The 21,040-nt window shown below is 49.6% G+C and carries 23 protein-coding genes; 8 read left to right on the top strand and 15 right to left on the bottom strand.

What is annotated here, in order from left to right:
- Positions 1-29 precede the first annotated feature (29 nt).
- The 6 genes from B9Y77_RS01080 to B9Y77_RS01050 all read left to right on the top strand — a co-directional run bounded on the left by B9Y77_RS01080 (position 30) and on the right by B9Y77_RS01050 (position 4,619).
- Positions 30-662, top strand: coding sequence for an FKBP-type peptidyl-prolyl cis-trans isomerase (locus B9Y77_RS01080; RefSeq protein WP_012819868.1), 633 nt, complete (start codon positions 30-32; stop codon positions 660-662).
- The gene (gene rpiA, locus B9Y77_RS01075) at positions 662-1,351 is read left to right on the top strand and encodes a ribose-5-phosphate isomerase RpiA (protein ID WP_012819869.1); all 690 of its coding nucleotides are present in this window, start codon (positions 662-664) and stop codon (positions 1,349-1,351) included. Before B9Y77_RS01080 ends, rpiA begins: the two co-directional genes overlap by 1 nt.
- Before the next feature lie 131 nt (positions 1,352-1,482).
- On the top strand, positions 1,483-2,337 hold the full coding sequence (locus B9Y77_RS01070; protein WP_085490141.1) for an alpha/beta hydrolase: 855 nt from the start codon (positions 1,483-1,485) through the stop codon (positions 2,335-2,337).
- 38 nt (positions 2,338-2,375) lie between these two features.
- Entirely contained in the window at positions 2,376-3,695 is a 1,320-nt protein-coding gene (locus tag B9Y77_RS01065; protein WP_085490140.1) for an SPFH domain-containing protein, read from the top strand.
- Positions 3,696-4,101: 406 nt separating this feature from the next.
- Complete coding sequence (locus B9Y77_RS01055; protein WP_085490139.1) at positions 4,102-4,335, top strand: DUF7723 family protein; 234 nt, start codon at positions 4,102-4,104, stop codon at positions 4,333-4,335.
- Positions 4,335-4,619 (top strand): DUF4160 domain-containing protein, encoded by a 285-nt coding sequence (locus B9Y77_RS01050; RefSeq protein WP_085490138.1) that lies wholly within the window; start codon positions 4,335-4,337, stop codon positions 4,617-4,619. The genes B9Y77_RS01055 and B9Y77_RS01050 overlap by 1 nt, the downstream gene beginning before the upstream one ends.
- 68 nt (positions 4,620-4,687) lie before the next feature.
- On the opposite strand, the gene B9Y77_RS01045 is transcribed toward B9Y77_RS01050, so the two are convergent.
- The 6 genes from B9Y77_RS01045 to B9Y77_RS01020 form a co-directional block, all read right to left on the bottom strand.
- Positions 4,688-5,773 carry a RipA family octameric membrane protein gene (locus B9Y77_RS01045; RefSeq protein WP_085490137.1) on the bottom strand — a complete coding sequence of 362 codons (1,086 nt, stop codon included), beginning with the start codon at positions 5,771-5,773 and terminating at the stop codon, positions 4,688-4,690.
- 59 nt (positions 5,774-5,832) lie between these two features.
- On the bottom strand, positions 5,833-8,358 hold the full coding sequence (locus tag B9Y77_RS16160) for a fibrobacter succinogenes major paralogous domain-containing protein (protein ID WP_254899874.1): 2,526 nt from the start codon (positions 8,356-8,358) through the stop codon (positions 5,833-5,835).
- Positions 8,359-8,640: 282 nt separating this feature from the next.
- Positions 8,641-8,787 (bottom strand): hypothetical protein, encoded by a 147-nt coding sequence (locus tag B9Y77_RS15850; RefSeq protein ID WP_176221694.1) that lies wholly within the window; start codon positions 8,785-8,787, stop codon positions 8,641-8,643.
- Positions 8,788-8,838: 51 nt separating this feature from the next.
- Entirely contained in the window at positions 8,839-9,528 is a 690-nt protein-coding gene (locus B9Y77_RS01030) for a fibrobacter succinogenes major paralogous domain-containing protein (RefSeq protein WP_085490135.1), read from the bottom strand.
- 79 nt (positions 9,529-9,607) lie between these two features.
- A complete protein-coding gene (locus B9Y77_RS01025; RefSeq protein WP_012819878.1) occupies positions 9,608-10,237 on the bottom strand; it encodes a hypothetical protein in 630 nt (209 codons plus the stop codon).
- A 293-nt stretch (positions 10,238-10,530) separates the two neighbouring features.
- On the bottom strand, positions 10,531-10,749 hold the full coding sequence (locus B9Y77_RS01020; protein ID WP_012819879.1) for a hypothetical protein: 219 nt from the start codon (positions 10,747-10,749) through the stop codon (positions 10,531-10,533).
- A 32-nt stretch (positions 10,750-10,781) separates the two neighbouring features.
- On the opposite strand from B9Y77_RS01020, the gene B9Y77_RS01015 reads away from it, so the two are divergent.
- Both B9Y77_RS01015 and B9Y77_RS01010 read left to right on the top strand, forming a co-directional pair.
- Positions 10,782-11,129 carry a hypothetical protein gene (locus B9Y77_RS01015; RefSeq protein WP_085490134.1) on the top strand — a complete coding sequence of 116 codons (348 nt, stop codon included), beginning with the start codon at positions 10,782-10,784 and terminating at the stop codon, positions 11,127-11,129.
- Between the two features lie 17 nt (positions 11,130-11,146).
- Positions 11,147-13,732 (top strand): U32 family peptidase, encoded by a 2,586-nt coding sequence (locus B9Y77_RS01010; RefSeq protein WP_085490133.1) that lies wholly within the window; start codon positions 11,147-11,149, stop codon positions 13,730-13,732.
- 3 nt (positions 13,733-13,735) lie between these two features.
- Here the strand turns inward: B9Y77_RS01010 and B9Y77_RS01005 are convergent, their stop codons facing one another.
- From B9Y77_RS01005 to B9Y77_RS00965, 9 genes are all read right to left on the bottom strand, one after another.
- The gene (locus B9Y77_RS01005; protein ID WP_254899873.1) at positions 13,736-14,713 is read right to left on the bottom strand and encodes a tetratricopeptide repeat protein; all 978 of its coding nucleotides are present in this window, start codon (positions 14,711-14,713) and stop codon (positions 13,736-13,738) included.
- On the bottom strand, positions 14,703-15,344 hold the full coding sequence (locus tag B9Y77_RS01000; protein ID WP_012819884.1) for an energy transducer TonB: 642 nt from the start codon (positions 15,342-15,344) through the stop codon (positions 14,703-14,705). Before B9Y77_RS01000 ends, B9Y77_RS01005 begins: the two co-directional genes overlap by 11 nt.
- A gap of 11 nt (positions 15,345-15,355) precedes the next feature.
- Entirely contained in the window at positions 15,356-15,760 is a 405-nt protein-coding gene (locus tag B9Y77_RS00995; protein ID WP_012819885.1) for an ExbD/TolR family protein, read from the bottom strand.
- Positions 15,757-16,389: a MotA/TolQ/ExbB proton channel family protein gene (locus B9Y77_RS00990; protein ID WP_085490132.1), complete on the bottom strand. Its 633-nt coding sequence runs from the start codon at positions 16,387-16,389 to the stop codon at positions 15,757-15,759. Before B9Y77_RS00990 ends, B9Y77_RS00995 begins: the two co-directional genes overlap by 4 nt.
- Positions 16,389-17,885 (bottom strand): MotA/TolQ/ExbB proton channel family protein, encoded by a 1,497-nt coding sequence (locus tag B9Y77_RS00985; RefSeq protein WP_254899872.1) that lies wholly within the window; start codon positions 17,883-17,885, stop codon positions 16,389-16,391. The genes B9Y77_RS00990 and B9Y77_RS00985 overlap by 1 nt, the downstream gene beginning before the upstream one ends.
- Complete coding sequence (locus tag B9Y77_RS00980; RefSeq protein WP_233138284.1) at positions 17,885-18,676, bottom strand: DUF3450 family protein; 792 nt, start codon at positions 18,674-18,676, stop codon at positions 17,885-17,887. The genes B9Y77_RS00985 and B9Y77_RS00980 overlap by 1 nt, the downstream gene beginning before the upstream one ends.
- Positions 18,677-18,772: 96 nt before the next feature.
- Positions 18,773-19,738 (bottom strand): RluA family pseudouridine synthase, encoded by a 966-nt coding sequence (locus B9Y77_RS00975; protein ID WP_085490130.1) that lies wholly within the window; start codon positions 19,736-19,738, stop codon positions 18,773-18,775.
- A 1-nt stretch (position 19,739) separates the two neighbouring features.
- The gene (locus tag B9Y77_RS00970) at positions 19,740-20,369 is read right to left on the bottom strand and encodes a nicotinate-nicotinamide nucleotide adenylyltransferase (RefSeq protein WP_073424498.1); all 630 of its coding nucleotides are present in this window, start codon (positions 20,367-20,369) and stop codon (positions 19,740-19,742) included.
- 25 nt (positions 20,370-20,394) lie between these two features.
- Positions 20,395-21,039 (bottom strand): hypothetical protein, encoded by a 645-nt coding sequence (locus B9Y77_RS00965; protein ID WP_073424499.1) that lies wholly within the window; start codon positions 21,037-21,039, stop codon positions 20,395-20,397.
- Between the last annotated feature and the right edge of the window lies 1 nt (position 21,040).

Genomic DNA, 21,040 nt, shown 5'->3' with positions numbered 1-21,040 from the left:
TTGACCAATTTTACTACATTTGGGCATGTATGGTAGTCATTCAAGACAAGATGAAGGTGAGCATAGCCTACACCCTCAGAGAAGGCAAGCGAATTCTTGAAGAAGTTCCCGCCTCCCAACCGTTCGTGTACATCCACGGATACAACAATATTATTCCCGGACTCGAAGACGCATTGACGGGGCGTCGTCTGGGCGAAAAGTTTACGGTGAGCATTCCGGCAAATCTCGGTTATGGCGAATACCGCAAGGACCTTATCCTCACGGTCCCGAAAGAAGAACTCCGCGACGTCGGAGAACTCTGGCTCGGCATGGAACTCGAAATGTACCAGGATAACGACATGCGCGAATTCCAGTTGCCGGACACCGCCGAAGAATTTGTGAACGACTTGAATTTGGATGGCGATGATGACCAGTGCGACGGCATTTACACCATCAAGGAAATTCTCGAAGACACCGTGATTGTGGACGGGAACCACCCGTTTGCAGGCAAGGATTTGATTTTTAACGTCGAAGTTGTAGACATCGTCGAGGCAAGCTTCACCGAACAGGAGTCCGGCTTCCCGGATGAAGATGAATTTAACGACGGATACGATAACTACGACAGTTACGACAATCGCATGGGCGACGACAATTTTGACTCAAACGAAAGGAGATGGCGCTAATGGCATCGATGGATGAACTCAAGAAGGCTGCAGGCGTTCGTGCCGCAGACATGATCAAGGACGGAATGATTGTCGGTCTCGGCACAGGCAGCACGGCAGCTCACATGGTGAACCGCCTTGCCGAACGCATCAAGACCGAAGGCATCCATGTGACGGGCGTTTCGACCAGCTGGAGCACCACACTCCAATGCCGTAGCCTCGGCATCCCGCTCAAGGAAATGGGCGAAGTGAGCCACCTCGACATGGTTATCGACGGCGCCGACGAAATCGACCCGAACCGTAACCTCATCAAGGGCCGCGGTGCAGCTCACCTCCTCGAAAAGATTGTCGCCTCCATGACGGATAACTACGTGATTATCGCAGACTCCGGCAAGGCCGTGCAGCAGCTCGGCACCAAGTTCGCCGTCCCTCTCGAAATCATCCCGGGTGCTATCGCGGTCGTGACCGAACGCGTGAAAAAGCTCGGTGGCGAAGTCAAGGTTCGCATGGGCGCTCCTGGCAAGGACGGTCCGGTGATTAGCGACAGCGGTAACCTCATCGCCGACGCAAAGTTCGCCCCCATCGCAGACCCGGACAAGCTCGCCCGTGATCTGGAACACATCGTGGGTATCGTCGGACACGGCCTGTTCATCAACATGGCAACGAAGGTCATCCTCGCTGACGAAGCCAAGGGCTTGATTGAATTCTAGTCATTGGTCATTAGTCAATAGTTATTAGAATTGTCGCCCCGCACACTGTTGCGGGGTCTTCTTTTTTTTACTTGAGTTTACACGACGGAAAAAGTATATTGTCGAGAACTCTGGTGTAATTGCCCCCTCGTATGAAATTTGCAAAGATATTCTTGCCCTGTTTATTGCTCGCGCTCGTAGCGATTGTCTCATTGGTGAGCGTCGACAAGCGACCCGTAAAAGAATATCAAATCGAGGGCATGCACGTTTACGAGATGGCGGCCGCAGACGAAACCAAGCCCGTCATCCTCTACCTCCACGGCGGTGGCTACAGGCAAGGCATTACGCCATCCCACTGGAAGATTCTTTCTGAAATTTCAAAGGCGACTGGCTGCGGTTGGGTCATGCCGGACTACCCCCTTTTGCCGGAACATACGGCGCTCGAAGCCCATACACTCGTATTAAAGCTCTACAGCGAACTCTTGAAACGCTTCCCCGCAAGCAAAATCATCATTATGGGTGACAGTGCCGGTGGCGGTTTTTCACTTGCGCTCGCTGAAGAAATCCAAGAGCAATCGCTCCCCTCGCCCATGCACCTCATCCTGATTTCACCGTGGGTCGACATCACGGGTGGCGATGAATCCATAGCAGAATACGACAACTGGCTTCATATTGACGAACTACATCAATTTGGTCTATCTTGGGCAAACGGCATGGATGCGCACGACCCGACGGTATCGCCTCTCTACGGCAACATGCAAGGGCTCCCGCCCACCGACATTTTCGTCGGCACCTGGGAAGTATTCTACCCCGACATCGTCAATTGCGGTGAAAAAATGAAGGCGGCAGGCGTATCCGTCACGCTCCACGTTGGCGAAGAACTGGGACACGTGTTCCCCCTCTACCCCGCCCCCGAAGGCGAAGAAGCCCGCCAGACGATTGCGGACATTGTCAAGAGCAGCACCGAAAGAACGACGGCGCTTACACTGACAAACGCGGTGCAATAACTATATTATGTTTGCATAAACTAAAGAAGGAAAAAACAATGGAAACAGAATCCAAATTACAGCCCAAAGTGCAACCCAAAATACAGCTTCCCCAAAAGAATTACACAAAAGCAATCATTGTCGCGGTCATCGTTGTTATCGCTCTTATTTTGCTCAAGTGCAATATCGGTTACAACAGTGCAACGCAGCTTCTTGTGAAGCAGTCTCCGTTTGGTACCCTCTCCTGCATCGACCACGCCGGTTTTTACTTCAAGGGATTTGCAAGCATCTACTCTTACGACAGAACCAAGGACTTCTACTTCAACTCATCTACAGACAAGGTAAAGGGCGAAGGCTGGGAAGGCGGCGACGATGACGAGGACGATATTTCCGTTACCTTGTCCCGAAACGCAAACGCCGAAATCAGTGGCTACCTCAAATACCAGCTCCCGACGGACTGCGAAGACCTCGTGAAAATCCACCGAGAACAGCGCTCCGACAAGAAGCTCAAGCATGACCTTGTCAGAAACTCCGTGCTCTCCGCCGTTAGAAAGACCGCACCGCTCTTCACCGCCGAAGAAGCCAAGGTGACAAAGATTGCCGAATTCAGAAGAATCGCCGAAGACCAACTCACGGAAGGTGAATACCTCACCACGATCGAAGTGCTTACCGAAAAGGCCGGCGAAGACGAATACGATTCCGAAGGCAAAATCATCAAGAAAGCCGAAACGCAAGAATACAAGGTCACAAAGCTGAAACTCGATAAGAACGGCAACCGCATCTTGACAAAGCCCTCGGCACTCCGTCTTTACGGCATCAGAGTGGTGCAGTTCGAAATCCAGAACGTCCGCCTCGACCAGAAGGCTCAACAGCAGCTCGACATCGTGAAGGACCGCGAAATGAAGCGCGTATCAAACGCCACCGCCGCTGAAACCGCAAAGCAGGCCGCCATCACCGCCGAAGCCGAAGGTAAGGCTCGCATCGCCCAGGCCAAGGCCGACCAGGAAGTGGAAAAGATCAAGGCTGTGACGCAGGCTGAAAAGGAACGCGACGTGGCCGTTCTCCAAGCTCAGAAGGAACAAGAAGTCGCCCGCCTCGAAGCTTTAAGAGCTCTCGAAGTCGCTAAGAAAATCAAGGCCGAAAAAGAAGCTGAAGCCGCCGCAAACAGGGCCCTCGTCAGCGCCGGTTTGACTCCGCAAGAACGCGCCGAATGGGATTACAAGACCAAAGTCGGTGTTGCAGAAGCTCTTGCCAAGTCCGCACACCCGCTCGTCCCGGAAATCATGATGACCGGCGACTCCAAGGGCGGCGCAAGCACTGCCATGGACGCAGTCGGCTTGAACATGCTTATGGGACTTACTGAAAAACTTTCGAAGTAAACGGCACGTTACTGATTAATAGTCATTAGTTTAAGATAGGCGGCTTCGCCGCAAAGAATATTCCCCCGGCCAGTTGAACTGCGCCGGGGTCGTTTTTTATCAACGATAATCAATCAAAAAATGTATATTAAGAACATGGTCAATTCAAAAGCTCTATTGTCAAATGACGGGAGTTACATATCCTTCTCATTTAACGGACGAACAATCCGGTTTAAAGGACCGTATAGTCTCGTCAGAATTGCGAAGGTCAAAGAATGGGACAAAGGCTATATTGTGGTCGAAGCCGTTTATAGTCATAACCAAGATAAACTTGTCGAAGACTACATCGACCTAATTCCGATACTTGAAAACCTTTACATTGACCCGAAAACTTTTTTGCAACCGATAAAGTCTGTCGAGGTAAAAGATGTCCGAGCAACAGCTTAAAGAAATTGCAGACAATGCAGACATGATTATCGCCAATTATTCGTTCACAGTTACAGAAAACGGCGATATCAAGATTCTCTATCTAAGCAATCCCGACCAAGCCTGCGTACTCAACAAAGATGGAGATATGGTTATGTCGTCAATGGACGATGCTCGCCTAGCCCTCGTCCAAGCCTATTACCTTAAAAACAAAGACTTGATTGGTAACGACTAATGCCTAAATATTTTCCCTTCAAAATTGCAGGCTACTATCTCTATTTCACGATGGCATGTATCGTCGAATGTATCCACGCTCATGCTAGCGATACAAAACTGACAGAAACTGGTTCTGCGAAATTATTCATTAAATCGAATGGCGATACCATAGTCCAAAAAAGAGGAACGCTTTCAGACAAAGAGCTATCGACCATACAAAAATACATCAAGAACAATTACTTAACGATGTTCGAAATGTGGTCTCAGTATTCCGATCACGGTTTCTATGGCGATAACAAATAAGTTGCAAATCCGTTTGCACACAAAATGACCGCATCAAAGCGGTCGTTTTTGATAAGTTATTCAAGATACTACGCTCTTGACACTTCACTTTTAAAACTGTCAAAAACAGGATTGACTTCTTCTTTGTAAAATTTCTCAGCAGCCTCGTTCGATGGATTTTCGCCTCTACAATCGCACCAGACTTTAAAATTGAAACTCGCATAACAAGGATATTCAGCGTAGCGTTCAAAATCTTTATCTAAAACAACTTCCAACGAGAGCTTTTCTATTGGCTTTTTGGTGATTAGGGCATTCCCTGTTGAGCGAATCTTTGAAACTTTAATCAGCTCCTCAATTTTACCTTCAAAATCAAAAATTCTCAAAGTATAAATTCTTTTCTCAGAGCCTTCCTTCGAATACACACCAGGATCACGTTCTTTTAAAGAACTACTTCTACATTCAAATATTTTGATTAATTTCATTCGTTTGCATTTAGATTCTATTACGACACATAAACATTTGAAAACAGCGAATAACACAACAAGCAATACAACCATTTCTACAAGAAACACTATTACAGCAATCCAATCAGAATTGTTTTCAAAAACACCAAAGCAACCAATCAAATGACTTGCCACAATTAACAACCAAAACACCAATGAAATTTGCCCAATGACAATATTTATTTTTGAAGATGAATAGCAACCACCCTTTGTAGAAAACAAGCAATCACAAAATTGTGGATTATCTGTTTTGCTAACACGCTTATACCCCGGAAGTCTATGTAACTTAAAACCCGCACCGCATTCCAAAAGTTCCCTGTCAAAAATCCAATCCTTTTGTGTATCCATCGCAGCGATGGCGCGTTCATACACTTCATACCACGCCTTAGACCCCTTCATCATGCGAATCCATAATATAGAGAACAACACACCCATAATAGCTATAGCCATTGCAACCACATGTTTCGCGCAAAAGCCCGATTCAATGAACTTTACTTCAGACCCATCAATAAAACATGTTGCAAAAAAAGCACCATATCCGGTAAAAACCAGAGCCAATATAGGTCCTAAAAATACGGCTTTCTGCCACAATGTCGTCAATTCAAAATCACGGCACATCCAGAATCGTTCATATAAATCTAGCTTAGTAAGATGTTTTTTCTCGTCACTCATTTTTAAACCTCTTGGTTATAATAAAAATCTTTTTGTGGAAAAACTTTGCCACAGGCAACCTAGTCCTGGAGACAACGAACTGAATACCCGTCGTACTTGAAGTTGTTGTAGTTCAGGAACGCATTGTCGTAGTTGCAGACCAAGCGCATGCGGTACGCGAGGTCGCTATCGTCCCCTGTAGAACTCCAGAAGTACGCTTCGTAGCCCTTGCGGTTGTAACTTCCATCGTCGAGCCTGTTGCCAGCAGGCAACGCCGAGAACGAGAACGCGTCCGTGCCGTTGCCATTACTATACCATCCGGACGTGAACTTGAGCACCCTGCCCTCAGCAGAATGTCCACCCACCGCCGTGAACAGGGTTTTCCATTCCGTTTGAGTCGGCAAATGCCAGCCTTCGGGACAAACTCCTCGCACCGGGTAGGTCGGCGAGCAAGTCTTATTGTATCCGCAGCCTTTGCCATTCGCACCCCATGTACCAGCACTATCCATTGCAGCGGCCCAAGTGTAAAGGCGACCGTATTTGGAACAGTAAGACGAGCTGTCATTATAACAATAGCTATTTGCTGTTTTGTAGTTTAAGTTTTCAGCCATCCAAGTCTGATTACCTATTTTCACAGTTTTGTAAATTTGACCGTCTCGTGAATCCGTCATAGTCCCCTTAACAACAGTCGATGGATCTACGGCATTTTGAGAAGAACTGCTACTAGACATTTTTGCCGAGCTAGAGGAAGACGATGTTATTGTCCAAGTTTTATTCTTGCAGATGTAATAGGTGTTTCCATACAAGTCAATTTCACCTTCTCGTTTAGCAGTACACCCACCTAAATTTTTTTCGATACCAGTTGCGGTTGTCCACACGCTTGACTTGCAGACATAATAAGCATTCCCAGACTCACCTACTTCGCCTTCACGACTCGTAACACACGCACCAAGATTATTTTCAATCTCTCCACCCGATGCCCGCCAAGCGCCATTTTCATACACATAATATTTATCAGAATTCACATTACCGGCTTTCACAGAGCCTTCGCTTCCAGCTTTCCAGCCATAAGTATCATATTCCAGCACAGTCGCTGTTCCCCAAGCATTACTCTTGCAGATGTAATATATTCCGTTAAACTTACTCACCTCACCAGCGTTCTTTGATCCGCAAACGCCAATGGTAGTTTCCCTCGCAGCAACCTCCCACTTGGTGCCGTTATAAGTATATATGGTATCAGTCACATTACCTTTCTTGAATTCGCCAGATTTCCCAGAGGCCCATTCGTAAGTGTCTTTTTCTATTGTAGTTGCAGACACCCAGCTATATTTCGAGCCATCTACTTTACAAATAAAATATTCGTTATAATATTTACTCAACTTATTGCTATTCGGGGCAACAGTCCCCTTACGGATTTCAGAGCATCCGCCTAAGCCATAAACATTGTTCCAATAGACATCCAAGTAAGTTTCGTAATCCGGGATATCCAAAATGTTCCAGCTCTTTACAGCAGCACGAATGGTGCCGTATTTAAAATCGCGGGCCCAGTCCGCCATGTTGGTTTTCGTTTGCAAATCGTTCCATTCGCCGTCCGTCTTGACGTCTTCACGGAATTGGTCGATGACGCTTTGAATTTCAGCGTCGCTACGGTTCCCCATAACAAGTGCAGAAATAGCGAGAAGAGTTCCGTTGCCCGCAATAGTTCCCGAGCCTACACCATCGTTCTGGAAGATGGCAAAGTCTTCGGAATAAGTCACAGCGGTCGCAAATTCAAAAGCCGTCATGATCTCCTGAGCGGCCTGTTTTTTCGCGGCATAGACGCTGTAGCCCTTTTCTTGCACCAAATAAAGGGCTCGGTCATATTCCAAATGGGTAAGCAAATTTATATTGACCTGCACACGCTCATCTGAATTCGTTTGTGCTCTCTTATCCGAAAAATCGGTCAAAGCAAAAAGCGTCATAGGTTCCTTGGACCATTCGCCAGTCACCTCGTTTCTGTAGAGGCCAGTGACTTCAAGTTTTGCGTATGGGTAAGCAAAGCTCACCTTCGGTATGACGAAATCACCCTTGTTACTGTTGATTTCATCGTTGTACACACGACCAGAGGGATTCAAATTTTTTTTCAATTCATACAAGTTTAGCGGCGAACCGAATTTGAACGGTCCCTTCTGAGCAACACCTGTCACAGAAATATTCTCCCGAATGAATCCCTGAGCCGGATCCGATTCTTTGCCTGCCGAAGTTCCCGAAACAGAAGTAGCAGAAGATGTCCCCTGAACGGCGGAGGAATTACCGGAAGCTGCAGACAATGTGCCCTTTGCAACGCTTGACGAGGAAAGCGTTTTCTCGTCGTCAGAGACCGTACTCAAATCCACCCATGTACGATTCTTGCAAAGGTAGTCCGTCATTTTTTCTGCGACATAAACAGTATCGCCTTCACGTTCATTAGTGCAGCGTCCCATGTCAACAACAGTTGCCACCTCACGACCATCGTCGGCGGGTTTCGTGGAACTACCGGAGTCGCCTCCGCAAGCGATAAGCAAGATGTTCACCATTGCAAGAACAACGGCACCAACTGCATAACGATTTATGGAACATCTTTTCATGCTGTTTTCCTCGATTTATAAATACAGAAAAGCACCTCGCCAATACGGAGTGCATAAATTTGACAATGTAAGTTTAGAAAAACGGGAAAATGCGTTTTACAGGCGTGCAAATTGACCAACCTGTTTAAACATATAAATTGAGCATTCCCCAACATCGTACAGCAAAAATAACTTAATACGCAATATTTGCCAATAAAAAAATACAGTAGAAAAAATTTTCATAACGAGTATAAAGGCTTTTCTAACGAAGATGCTTTTTTCAAAGCCTTATCAAAGGCTACATCAACGTTTTGCAAACTTTTCCTCTACGGCAGAAGCCCAAGCAGAACTTTCCTGCGAACGCAATTCGGGATTCGCATACTTCGAGAGACCGCCACGCAAAGCCTTGATGCTCGCTTCAGTATCAAGAAACCGTTGATTACGTTTCAACGGAATAATGCTATTTTTACGCAAAAACGCCATTTTCGAACGAAATCAAACCTAGTCTTTTACGCAACGAACAGAATGCCCCCAATTTTTCTTAGGGTTCTGTATAGTAGCCACATCCTGATAGTCCAAGTGCATGAAGTACACCTTGTCAGAATCAGACACGGTGGAACTCCAAAATGATCCTATAAGACCATCAAGAATAATATGATAACCAAAATCCGGATAAGAACTTCCAAAGCCGCCAGGGAGTGCATTAAAGCCGACGTCGTCTGTACCATTTTCATCATTGCGCCAGCCGGTTTTACTCTTCAGCACCCTGCCTGCAATCGAATCTCCACCAACAGTAGTTATCAAAGTTTCCAATTCAGCCTTGCTCGGAAGGTGCCAGCCTGCAGGGCAGGCATTTTGCGCAGCCTCCCATGAGTAAATGCGACCATATTTAGCGCAATATGTTTCTAAGCGATTCTTACTACAATAGCTACCGCTCATTTCATAGTTCAAATTCGCCGCCATCCAAACTTGCAAACCAATGTTAACAACCGGATACGACTGATTGTCCCTTGGATCGGTAAAATTATGCGTAAGGACCTTACCCCTATACTCATTATGAGTATCGAGTTCCTTACAAGCAACAAGGCACAAAGCCGACAAAGTCAATACAGACAACCACGGGAGTTTTGAGAGTTTCATAATAATAGCACGCGTCTTTGAAATTAGGTCATTTGCAAAAATAGCAATCATTCATCCAAGTTTATCGAACCTTAAACAAAAAAAATCCCAGTCCGGTTGGACTGGGATTTTTTGCAAATTCTCGTGAGAATTAAGCTTCTTCGGAGAGTTCCGGAGCCTTCTTGATCACGTTGCGGCGGCCATAGCGGACCTTGGACGGATCAAAAGCGGTTTCTGCAGCAGCTTCAGCCGGGGCTTCAGCAACCGGAGCGACCGGGGCAGCTTCGACAGCCGGAGCGGCCGGAGTTTCAACCGGAATGCGCGGAGCGAGCGGGCGACGAGCTTCGGCGACCGGAGCTTCAGCAGCCGGTGCAACCGGAGCGGCCTGTTCTGCAGCAGCAACAGGAGCTTCAGCGTTAGCTTCACGATGCGGGCGTTCCGGGCGGCGTTCGCGGCGCGGGCCACGTTCCGGACGCTGTTGTTGTTCATTGCGATCACGCGTTGCAGGGGCATGAGCCTGAGCCTGCTGCTGATTGCGGTTGTCCTTATTATTGTTGTTCGGACGTTCCTTGTTCTGGCGATTTTCCTTATTGTTGCCACCACGCTGAGCCATTTCCTGTGCGCTGATCGGGCGACGGGCGGACGGCTTCAAGTTCATGTCCGGGGTGAGCTTCTTGAAAATCGGGGTACGAAGCATCGTGAGAAGCTTATTAACCTTAACAAGGATAACAATGCACAGAATCACTGCGAGGAGTGAAAGTGCGAGAGCGATTATTTCCATGTGGGCACCTCATAAAGTAAGGGTTGAACCACACGAGCAGGCTGGAAAATAACCTGCAAGCGGGGTGACTGGAATGTGTGGGTTAATTAAAGACCATCTTACTAGCGCCTCCTTGGAGACTTGACGGTCGCGGGGGCTTCACGTGGGAAGCAAAAATGGTTTTCGCCGTGGCGACAAACCGGGGCCAGTCACGAGCGCAAATTTAACAAATTTTTCGTGCAGAAAATCGGTTTATTGTAAGAAAATGAGAGAAAATTGTATGTTTTTTTGAGCACATGAGCCCAAAGTTTCTCTTATTTCATGTCCAGGGACTTGAGCGAGTGATCCACAGCCTTGTTGTGGGCGTTCAATGAATCCAAAGTAGCCTTGAGAACAAGGACTTGACGTGCCAGACGGGCATTTTCTTCGGTAAGAGTTGCAATTTTGTACTCAGCCTCCTGGTTGGAGCAGCCCGAGAATCCAAACATTGAAATGCAAACTAAAGACGACAAAATAAGGGATTTCTTGAACATAACGCAAAATTAGATTATTTTTTGAGGGAATTATGACAGTCGGACAAAAATGGTTGAAATTTAAACAGGATGGCTATTGCGGTTCACTTACAATCCGCAGCCGTTCCGAACAATCATTCGAGAGCGATCCGGGCTATAACGACAAGCATATCCACGAAGCAATCCTTGAGATGGATCCGGAATACACTTACGTGAAGGTCATCCACGAGGGTTACAAAGGTTCGCAGGACATACCCACCATTGAACTTGGGTACGATGCGGCGCAAAATCAGGACTCGCTCGACAACGCCATCCTCGATGGGCTCGCCCACTTGCGCATTTTCCGTGAAGCCAATACCGGCGCCATTGTGCAATTCGGCTACAATTTAGACGAAGTGTAAATTCTATTTTTGCGGGTATGAACAATCCTGAACTGCTTTTGCCTGTCGGTACGCGCGACATGCTGGAATCCGCCATCAACAACGGGGCGGATGCGGTTTACTATGGTGTGCCCCACTGGAACGCACGCGGTCGAACCGAAGATTTTTCATTTGAAGATGTCGAAGAGATGATCCGCTACGCAAGGCTTCGTGGCGTAAAGACGTACCTCGCGATGAACATCCTCATCTTCGAGCGCGAAATTCAGGAGTTGCCGGAATTTTTGGAACGCTTGATTGCGTTAAAGCCGGACGCGTTCATCATTCAGGACATCGGGCTTGCAAGGCTCATCAAGGCGATTAGTCCGGAACAGGAAATCCACGCAAGTACGCAAATGACGCTCGCGAGTTCCGAAGCCGTGAACTTGGTCAAGGACATCGGATTTTCAAGAGCGGTCTTGGCACGCGAACTTTCGGCTAAGCAAATTGCGCAAATCAAGAGCCTCACCGACCTAGAACTGGAAGTTTTCATCCACGGGGCGCTTTGCGTCTCGTACTCGGGCCAGTGCCTCACCAGCGAAAACTTTGGCGGGCGCTCGGCAAACCGCGGGCAGTGCGCCCAAAGCTGCCGCCTTCCCTACCGCATTTTTGTGGACGGCAAGGAATGGAAAGACCCTAAGGCCCGTTACTTGTTCAGCACGCGAGACTTGTGTGCACTCCCAAAGCTTGAAGAACTTAGGGAAATCGGCGTGGAATCGCTCAAGGTCGAAGGGCGTTTGAAGAGCCCAGAATATGTGGCCGCCGTTTCGCACGCCTACCGCAAGGCGCTGGAAATACTGAGCGAAAAAGGTTATAAAGAAAATGCCGAGTGTGCGAATGGAAATGCCGCCGAGCTTACTGCGCAGGACTTGGAACCGCTGGAAGTCCTGTTCTCTCGCGGACTCAATACAGGCTGGCTCGATGGCGTAAACCACCAGGAACTCGTCGACGGATCGTTCTCGAACCATCACGGTGAATTTATCGGAACCGTCGTTCAGGTAGACCGCAACGGCGTGATTGTAGAACTTGAAGACAAGCCAGTTCCTTGCACTTTATTGCCGGGCGACGGGATTTTATTTGAGGAATATAGGGCTGAGCCCGAACCGCGCCAAACGGGAAGTCGACTGTACAAAGCGACATTCGCCAATCGCGCCGGGAAGTCGCAAGTTCGTCTGGAATTCGGTCGAGAATTCAACTTGCGCAAAGTCAGCTACGGCATGAAAGCCTACCGCAACGACTCCCCCGCTCTCGAAAAAGAACTGCACAAGACTTTTACCGACAAGAGCTTCGCCAAGCACATCCCCATTTGCATGACACTCGAAGGCAAAATTGGCGAACCACTCAAACTCACGATTTCGGAAACACGCACCGCAAACGAGACGCACGCGGTCACCGTCGAAGGCGCCATTCTCGAAGCAGCCCGCAACGAAGTCGCACCCGATGCACTCCAAGCCATCGCAAAGAAAGAACTTTCCGGATTGAGCGCGACCGCCTACGTTCTCGACAAGCTCGAAATCAAGCTCCCGCAAAACGCATTCCTCCCCGGCAAAGTCTTGCGCACGCTCCGCCAAGAAGCGGTACAAGCATTTGACGAGAAACGCTTGCAGTGGAAAGAACTTGCTCCTTCTGCAGACAACGGTCGCGCATTCCTACACAGCATCGTAAGCAGCACAAGCACGGTCGCGGGCACTCCCGGCAGCACCACGAGCACTTCCAAGAATCGTCGCACAATTACCGTTCTCGTTCGACGTCCCGAACAAATCGACGCACTTCAAGGGTTCGACATCGACAAAGTCGTCATGGACTTTGACTGGGGCGTCAAATACGACGAACCGCTCGAACGCATCCATAAGCTCGGTTTTGAAGCAGGCATCGCGACCCTCCGCATCCATAAGCCCGGCGAGAACCATTACATCAAACAAATTCTCATGCTCATGCCGGAATTTGCACTCGTGCGTAACCTCGGTTCGCTCGCGCTCCTCAAGGATTCCGGAATTCCGATGGTTGGCGACTACAGCCTGAACGCCACCAACAGCGCCAGCTACGATTGGCTTTTGGCACAAGGCCTCGAAAAATTGCATCCGTCGTGGGACCTCAACAGCACCCAGCTTTTTGACTTGCTCAAGAACATAGACGGAAGCAAGCTCGAACTCGCCCTACACCAGTACATGCCCGCATTCCACTCGGAATACTGCGCCTTCGCACGCGCCCTCACGACAGGCCGCCGTTTCCCCGAATGCAAAAAGATTTGCACACAACATAAAGTCGAAATTCTCGACCACAAAGGCGAACGCCACTTCTTGCAATCCGATGCCGAATGCCGCAACACGCTCTTTGTCGGCAAGCCGCAATCCGCCCTCAAGCTATTGCCAAGGCTCATCGCACAGAACGTGAACAGCTACCGCCTGGAACTCTTGGACGAAGAACCCGAATCTGTCCGCCGCAAAATCGACATTTACACGCAAGCCATCCGCGGCAAGCTCGACATCGACACAGCCATTTCAAAAGCCGGCGTCGAAGAAAAGTACGGACTCTCCGAAGGCCAGCTGTTCAATCAAAGCGTCTGGCAAGATAGAAAGAAAGGGTAAAAATTATTTCTTATCGCGGATGCGGGCGTAGAGGGCTTCGGCTTTTTCGGTATCGCCTGCGTTCGAGAAGATGTGGCCAACGTTTTCAGCACCGATGCGGCCCTGAGAATTGCCGGCACGCCAAGCCTTCATGTAACATTCAAATGCTTCATCGTAGCGCTTTTGCGTAAAGTAAATTTGTCCTAAATCAAGATTCAAATCCGCAATTCCCTTCTTATGGCGGAGGCCTTCTTCAAGCGTGAAAATAGCCATCCACGGGGATTCATTCTTGACATACATCTGTGCGAGATAGCGGCGAGCGGAAACGTTTTCGGGATCCATCATGATGCCGTTTTCCATTTCATTGAGCGCAAGCCGCGTAGAATCCATGCTGCGGTAGTAATACGAGAGCGTGTAATGCACGTCGGCGCCAGCGGTCGCTGTCATCTGGAGCGCATTCTTGAGCGTCTTCACTGCATATTCGTAATCGCCAAGCTTTTCATAGACTTCGGCAAGGCCGTACCAAGCATCCATGCGGTCCGGGTTCAACGCCAAAGCGCGTTCAAAATGCTTTTGCGCAAGCGTCCAGTCGCTACCCTTCATATAACATTCCGCAAGGGCAAAATGGATGTGGTCCGTTTCCGTCCCGAGTTCAATCGCACGGTTATAAGCGACAATCGCATCGCTCGGAGATTCAGCGAGGTAATACAAATCACCAAGAAGCATCCAGGCCTTCACAAAGTCCGGAAGGAGTTCGACAGTACGCTTGTAAGCAACCATCGCAACTTCTTTTTTGCCAAGCTGCACAAGGGCATTGCCCAAGTTGAACCACGCAAACGGCTCGTAACGGCCATCGTCAATCGCCGCACGGTAATACTTCACCGATTCCTTGTAACGCCCTTGATCGTAAAGCTCGTTCGCCTTGAAGAAGAAATCATCCGCAGCAAAAACATTCAACGGCAGGAGCAAAAGCAGCAAACAGTAGACAAACTTACTTAACAAAACGGAACTCCTTTGTAGCTTTTTGTGCTACTGGGAAGCCGCGTAACTGCGCCGGAGAGAACTTCCACTGGCGAATAGCCTTGAGCGCTTCGATATCAAAGCCATAGCCTGCCGGGTCCTGCGTCAGCACCTGAGCCTGAGCCACGTCACCGTTCACATCAATCACAATAAATACTTTCACGTAACCCGAAACGCCCATTTTCTTGGCGCGTTCCGGGAACTTCGGCTGGATTTCACGCAACACTTGCGCCTGTTCATCCACTTCGCCAGCCTCGTAAATTACGTTTTCCATCGAACCTGCATCCACGGCAACGCCATCGCCAGCGGCACCGCGAGCAAGCGACAAGTCCATCTGGAAATTCTGGCTACGGGATACGCCCATGTGCGCCGAAACCTTGAACGTGTTCGGAGTTGCCACCGTACGGATGACCTTCTGCTTCACCTCAGGCTTTTTCTCACTCACGAGAACTTCAACTTCGGTCACTTCTTCGAGAACTTTTTCGGACTTCACGCCTTTATCGAAGAACAGAACGTTGATGACCGGGATCGCAAGAAAGAACACTGCGCCCACGACAAACGAAAGCACAAACGCCACCGGGAATCGGAAATATTTCGCACAAAAGTCAAGCATGAGAGCGAGAGCTACTCCTCCTTATTCGCGGAAATGGAGACTTTTCTCACCTTCGCCAAATTACATTCATCAAGGATGTCGACCACGACTCCGTTGGGGGCGTCACGGTCGCTCACGATAATCACCGGACGGTCCGGTGCTTCGGCCATCATCTGGCGGAGCACGGTCTGCAAAGTCGAGAGGTTCACCTGCGTCTCGTTGATGTGGATGGTCCCCTGACGGGTGACACCAATCAAAATGCTTTCCTTCGCGAGTTCCTTTGCGGTACTCGCCTTCGGCTTCGTCACATCCACACCCGTTTCGCGCGTGAACGTCGAAGTCACGATGAAGAAAATCAAAAGGATGAACACCATATCGAGCATCGGAGAGACATCAATGCCTCCACCGCTTCTCGAACGTTTACGGATAAAACTCATTCAACCTCCTTGGCAAAGCAACGTTCTTCGAACTTGAGCGCTTCGCCCCAGGCAAAATCACCAATAGAATCTACTCGACTTTCGAGATAGTTATAAACGAGCATCAACGGGAACGCAACAAGCAAGCCCGCCTGCGTCGTGAGGAGCGCTTCGGAAATGCCATCGGCCAAGAGCACCGGGTTTCCAAAGCCAAACTGCTTAATCGTCTCGAACGTATGCACCATGCCTGAGACTGTTCCCAAAAGTCCGAGGAGCGGAGCAATCGAGGCGCACGTCACAATCGTCTTGAGCGACTTGGAAAGGCTCACGTCCAGTTCGTGACGCGTCGCGAGCATCGCATTGCGTACAGCCACAGGACCATCTTTACGGTATTTTCGAACGTTTTCGACCAGAGCCAAGAAGTAGCCAAAGCGGCGCTTGCGGAGTTTTGCAAAAGCAGCCTCCTCGCCCACCGTGTCCAAATCCTTGAAGAACTTCGAAGTCGAAGTGCCTTTCAGCATAAAATAATAGCCGTATCGTTCAAACATCAAGAACCAGCCCAGCCACCCAATCAGGAATAGCGGGAGCAACACCCAGCCGCCGCGCAGCAGGATGCTCATGGTCGCTTCGATGACGGAATATTCGTCCATTACTTTTCCTTAATCCAGATAGCGTTGAGGACGGCAAGGCCCGTCTTTTCCATGCGTGTACGGACAGAATCCGAGATGTTCACGAGGAGCGTATGCAAGAGCTGGAGCGGGATAGCCACGATAAGACCTGCTTCCGTCGTCACGAGGGCGATGGAAATACCGCCAGCCAAAAGCTTCGGGTCACTCGTACCGTGCATAGTAATGACATTGAAAAGTTCAATCATACCCATAACGGTACCCAAAAGACCGAGGAGCGGAGCCGTCGAGGCAAACACGGAAATCCAGCTGAGGCCCATTTCGAGCTTTGGCACTTCGCCTGCGAACAAGACTTCGAGAGACTTTTCGGCACTCGCGCGGTCCTTGAAATTCTTGCCAAGCACAGAGCGCAACACCTTGCCCACTTCGCCATGAGCCTTTTCAGATTCAGCGGTTGCAAGTTTCAAGTCGCGATTCGCGAGAGCCTTTGCCGCATTGCGGGCACCACGACCACCAAAGCCAAGGACGAGGAGCCAAACGAGGCGCACGAGGAAGATGATAAGACCGAGGATAAAGAGCGTTGCAATCGGGTACATCAGGATGCCGCCGTTATGGAAGAATTCAGCAAAGTCTTCTTTCCACGTGGTTTCCTGGTGGTTAGCCAGTTCGCTCGAAAGTTCGGTACTGAGGAGCACATCGACCGGCACCATCACGAAAGCGGAATCATTCGCACCAGCAAAAGCCTTTGCCACGTCCTTGCGCGTTTCGGGAGAGAGATTTTCTTGCCAGCTATAGACGCGCTTCTTTTCGCCTGCAACCGGGAGCATCAAAGCCGACGGATGGAAACCGTTGATGTCTGTGACCTTCGCCATCTGCATGGCAAAGAGGCCACCCAAGCGCATGCGGTCGCCTTCGGCAACCGAGCTACCGAACATGAGGTCAGCCTTTTCGGTGCGGACTTCACGCGTAAACTTCATTTCTTTCTTGGCAACGTCGAGCATCGCGCGGGCAATGCGGAGCGGGTCATCACGGTAGAGGCCCATCTCTTTCTTGACCTTGTTCTGCGCTTCGACGCGATCGGCAACCTTGAACGGCACGCCCTGTTCCTGGAACTTGGCAAGCATTTCCAAGCGTTCCGGACCTGCAGCGAGCGAGAGGTATTCGGCACGGGCCTTTTCGGCCTGGAGCTTGACCTGTGCCAAGTCTTCGCGAGCCACGCGCACGTCTTCAAGCAAGCGGGTGCGTTCGGACATCAAGGCGTCCACGCGTTCCTTGCCGAGCTGATACTTTTCATTGAAGAGTTCACGTTCCTTGTTGAACGTTTCGCGGTCCTTCCATCGGGCGGCGACAGCCATGTCGCGCTTGCGGCGGGCTTCTTCGAGGTCAGCCTTTGCGCTGTTGAGTTCGGCGCGTTTCTTGACTGCATCGACAGTCACGTTCTGCTGAGCAAGAGATGCAGTCGGCGTGAGCGCCACGAGGCTTGCGGCAAATACAAATGCGGTAAAATTACGGAAGCTCATTAGTTAGCCTCCTTCGGGAAAGATACTGGGATAGTCACAAGTCTTGGAGCGGTCTTGCCTTCGGCGACCTTCATCACGTCCTTAAGGACTGTGCGCATCGTGAGGTCTTCGGAGACGTTCTTCCAGGAGTAGCCGAGACCGTTACGAGTGAGGAACAAGACATCGTTACCGTCATTGCTGACAAAGATCGAAGCGACTGCACCGTAGCGCAAATACGTTCCTGCCACGTTGCGAGCGTCCACCTGCAAAAAGCCCTTCCAAACTTCGGTGGTGTAACCCAGGCGGATGCGGTCGTAAAAGACTTCCATCGTGCGGTTCAAGGCGTCGTCCGTTTCGATCAAGCCCTTGTGCAACATGCTTGCGATTTCCTGGATGTTCTTGACTGCTTCGTCCGTGCGGTACGGGAAATCCGATTCAAAGAACGGCACGAGAGAATCGATGACCGTTGCAAGAGAATCGGCGTACTTCGTCTTGCGGTTTTCGAAGTAGCGGATCGAGCCGTTCGTCTTGGAGCGAGCTGCTGAAATTTTCTTGAGTTCGACCTTGAGCGAATCGATTTCGGCTTTCAAGGACTTGTTCTGGGCCGAGAGGTTCTGCACCTTTTTGCGACCGACTTCAACGAATTCGGCATGGCGCTTCTTTTCGGCTTCGTGCATAGATTTTTCGCGAGCGGTTTCGGCCTCGACCGTCTTAATTTGGCGACGAACGCTTTCTACCGTTTCTTGGGCAACGGCAAAAACGCCAGAAAGCCCCAGACACAACAATACTTTAGGAAGGAATGAAAATTTCATGTGCATAAAATACAAAGAAGTGCGCCAAAAATTCACGCACTGATTCAATTTTTATGTAAAAACGGAGCAAAAAACGCATTTTTTCGCGTTTTTGCGTTATTCTGCGAGGAGTTTTGCCATATCAGCAGGGTATGCGCGACTTTCGAACACACGGGGTTCTTTCCAATACGGGAGCTGGAGTTCAACCTTGTACGCAAAAAGCATCTGGTTGTGGGCGCCAAGAACCTTGATATCTTCGTCAGTGAGTTCACCACCCTGCGCGAGCTTCTGGTAAAATTCACTATCGCGGTAATACAGGCGGTCCCCCACGATCGGGTAACCCATCTCAGCGAGGTGAGCGCGAATCTGGTGTTTACGCCCCGTGATGAGTTCAGCCTCGACTAGCGAAAGCTCCGGTGCAACTTCAGGGCAATCCAAATGGCGCACAAGTTTAAAACGCGTAAAGCATTCCTTGCCATCGGCGCGGTGGTGCATGCGCAAGCGGATCGGGTCCTCCGGGTCTTCACGCAAAGGCATGTGGCATTCCACTTCGCCTTCCGGGAACTTTCCACGCACGACCGCGAGGTAGAACTTGCGGAGCAAAATGCGGTCCAAATTTTTCTGGAAACGTGCAGCCGTTTCGCCATACCTTGCAAACAAGATAAGTCCGCCCGTATCGCGGTCGAGGCGATGCATCGGCGTTGCCGTCTCAGAATCGAATTCACGACGGATGATTGCGGCAAACGTGTTGTAGAAAATGCGGCCCGTATGGTGTACAGGGACACCTGCAGGCTTTGCGACTAGAATAAATTCATCATCTTCAAAGACTGTTTCAAAATCAGTCGGGACTTCAGGCTCGCTGTAATTTTCGACATGGTAAACGACCTTGTCGCCACGATGCGCTACAGTCTCTACATTGGCTGTTGCACCATTAATCGTCACGAGTCCGCGCGTCAGGCGATCCACCCAGTCTTCGCGGCTGTGGTACGTGAAGCGGTCACAAAGGGAATCGAGCAAAAGGCGGCCTTCGTATTCCGGGCGCACTTCACTTTCAAAGAACATATCTGACGGAGCCTTGCCCATTTTATTCCCTGTACAAATCGTGCTTGATGATGTAATCGTAAACGGACTGTTCCAACCCCTGCGGGCAAACACCCCGGTTCAGCAAAAGCGACCTGCGGATGGCAGTGCTCGAATAAACGCCGTTAAAGCCCTGTTCCGGTCCAAGCCAGTAAAGCGGAGCATAGCCGTTGCGTTTATGTTGTTCCATATCCGGCTGTGGATAACCATTGCGGGCAAAGACAATCAATTCAATATCGCGGAGCAGCAAATGGCCGTTGTAGTTCGTGCCGTAAAAATTCAAGGGGTCACGCCAATGCGGGATGCCTTCGTAAGTATCGGCACCCGTGAGCAAGCGGAAATTGATATCTGGGAATTTTTCCTTGAGGCTCATCAAGAACACGTACGAGCCGCGATAATCGCCCTGCTGGATTTCCAGATCAGAAAGGAACAAACGCTTATCGCCCGAGAATGCAAGTTCGAGCATCGCAAAGCGGTCTTCTGGCGAAGCGTTCAGTTGCTTGTCCCAGCGGTCGGGACTCGGCATAAACCAGACTTCATCACAAAAACCACGATCCAGACAAGTTCTAGCCACACGCATGTGGTCTTTATGGACCGGATCAAAAGCACCACCCAAAACAGCAACATTCTTCATTACAAAACTCACCAATAATTACAAATTAATAGACAAACACAGAGAACCCAAGATTCATCTGCCAACGTCCACCAGTGACATCCCTATCAATGATGGGGTCATAATGTTCGCGCACCCAATGATAACCGATATCCAACGTCAAGAACGTTCTCGAGAAAACAATCCAAAACGTACCAAAGCCTAAGCTCCATTCGTTCCACGCAATGTCGCCATTTTCACTGAGAGCACTAGCTCTGGAATATGAACCCATTACATAAAATTCACTGAAAAGATGAGCGCCCACATCAACGCTAAAGTCCGAAGACTTGACTTCGCTTTTATGGTTATCATCATCCTTTTCTTCATAGTTTGAAAAACCGTAACCAAAACGGACAAAGGCAAGCCCTGGCATCCAAGCGCCAATCATCGGCTTAATTTGACAAATGCCAACACCGTGCCCCTCGCCTACGCCCGTTCCAGAACCCAGTCCAAAAGAGCCTCCCAAGAACAGAGGCCAGCGCATGTTAGTTCCGTTTCCTGTAGAGGCACTTCCAAAAGGACTAGAGACAGCCGGAGTCGATCCCATCGAAGTTCCCTGGGCAAAAGAAGAGGTCGCTCCAACAAAAGCAATGGCAAAAGCAACAATAACGCACTTTGCCCAAGCCCACAAATTTTCATTCAAACGTTTCATA

The sequence above is a fragment of the Fibrobacter sp. UWB13 genome (genome assembly GCF_900177805.1).
Lineage (GTDB): Bacteria > Fibrobacterota > Fibrobacteria > Fibrobacterales > Fibrobacteraceae > Fibrobacter.
Note: the sequence above shows the minus strand (reverse complement) of the source record. Positions and strands in the feature narration are given on the sequence as shown.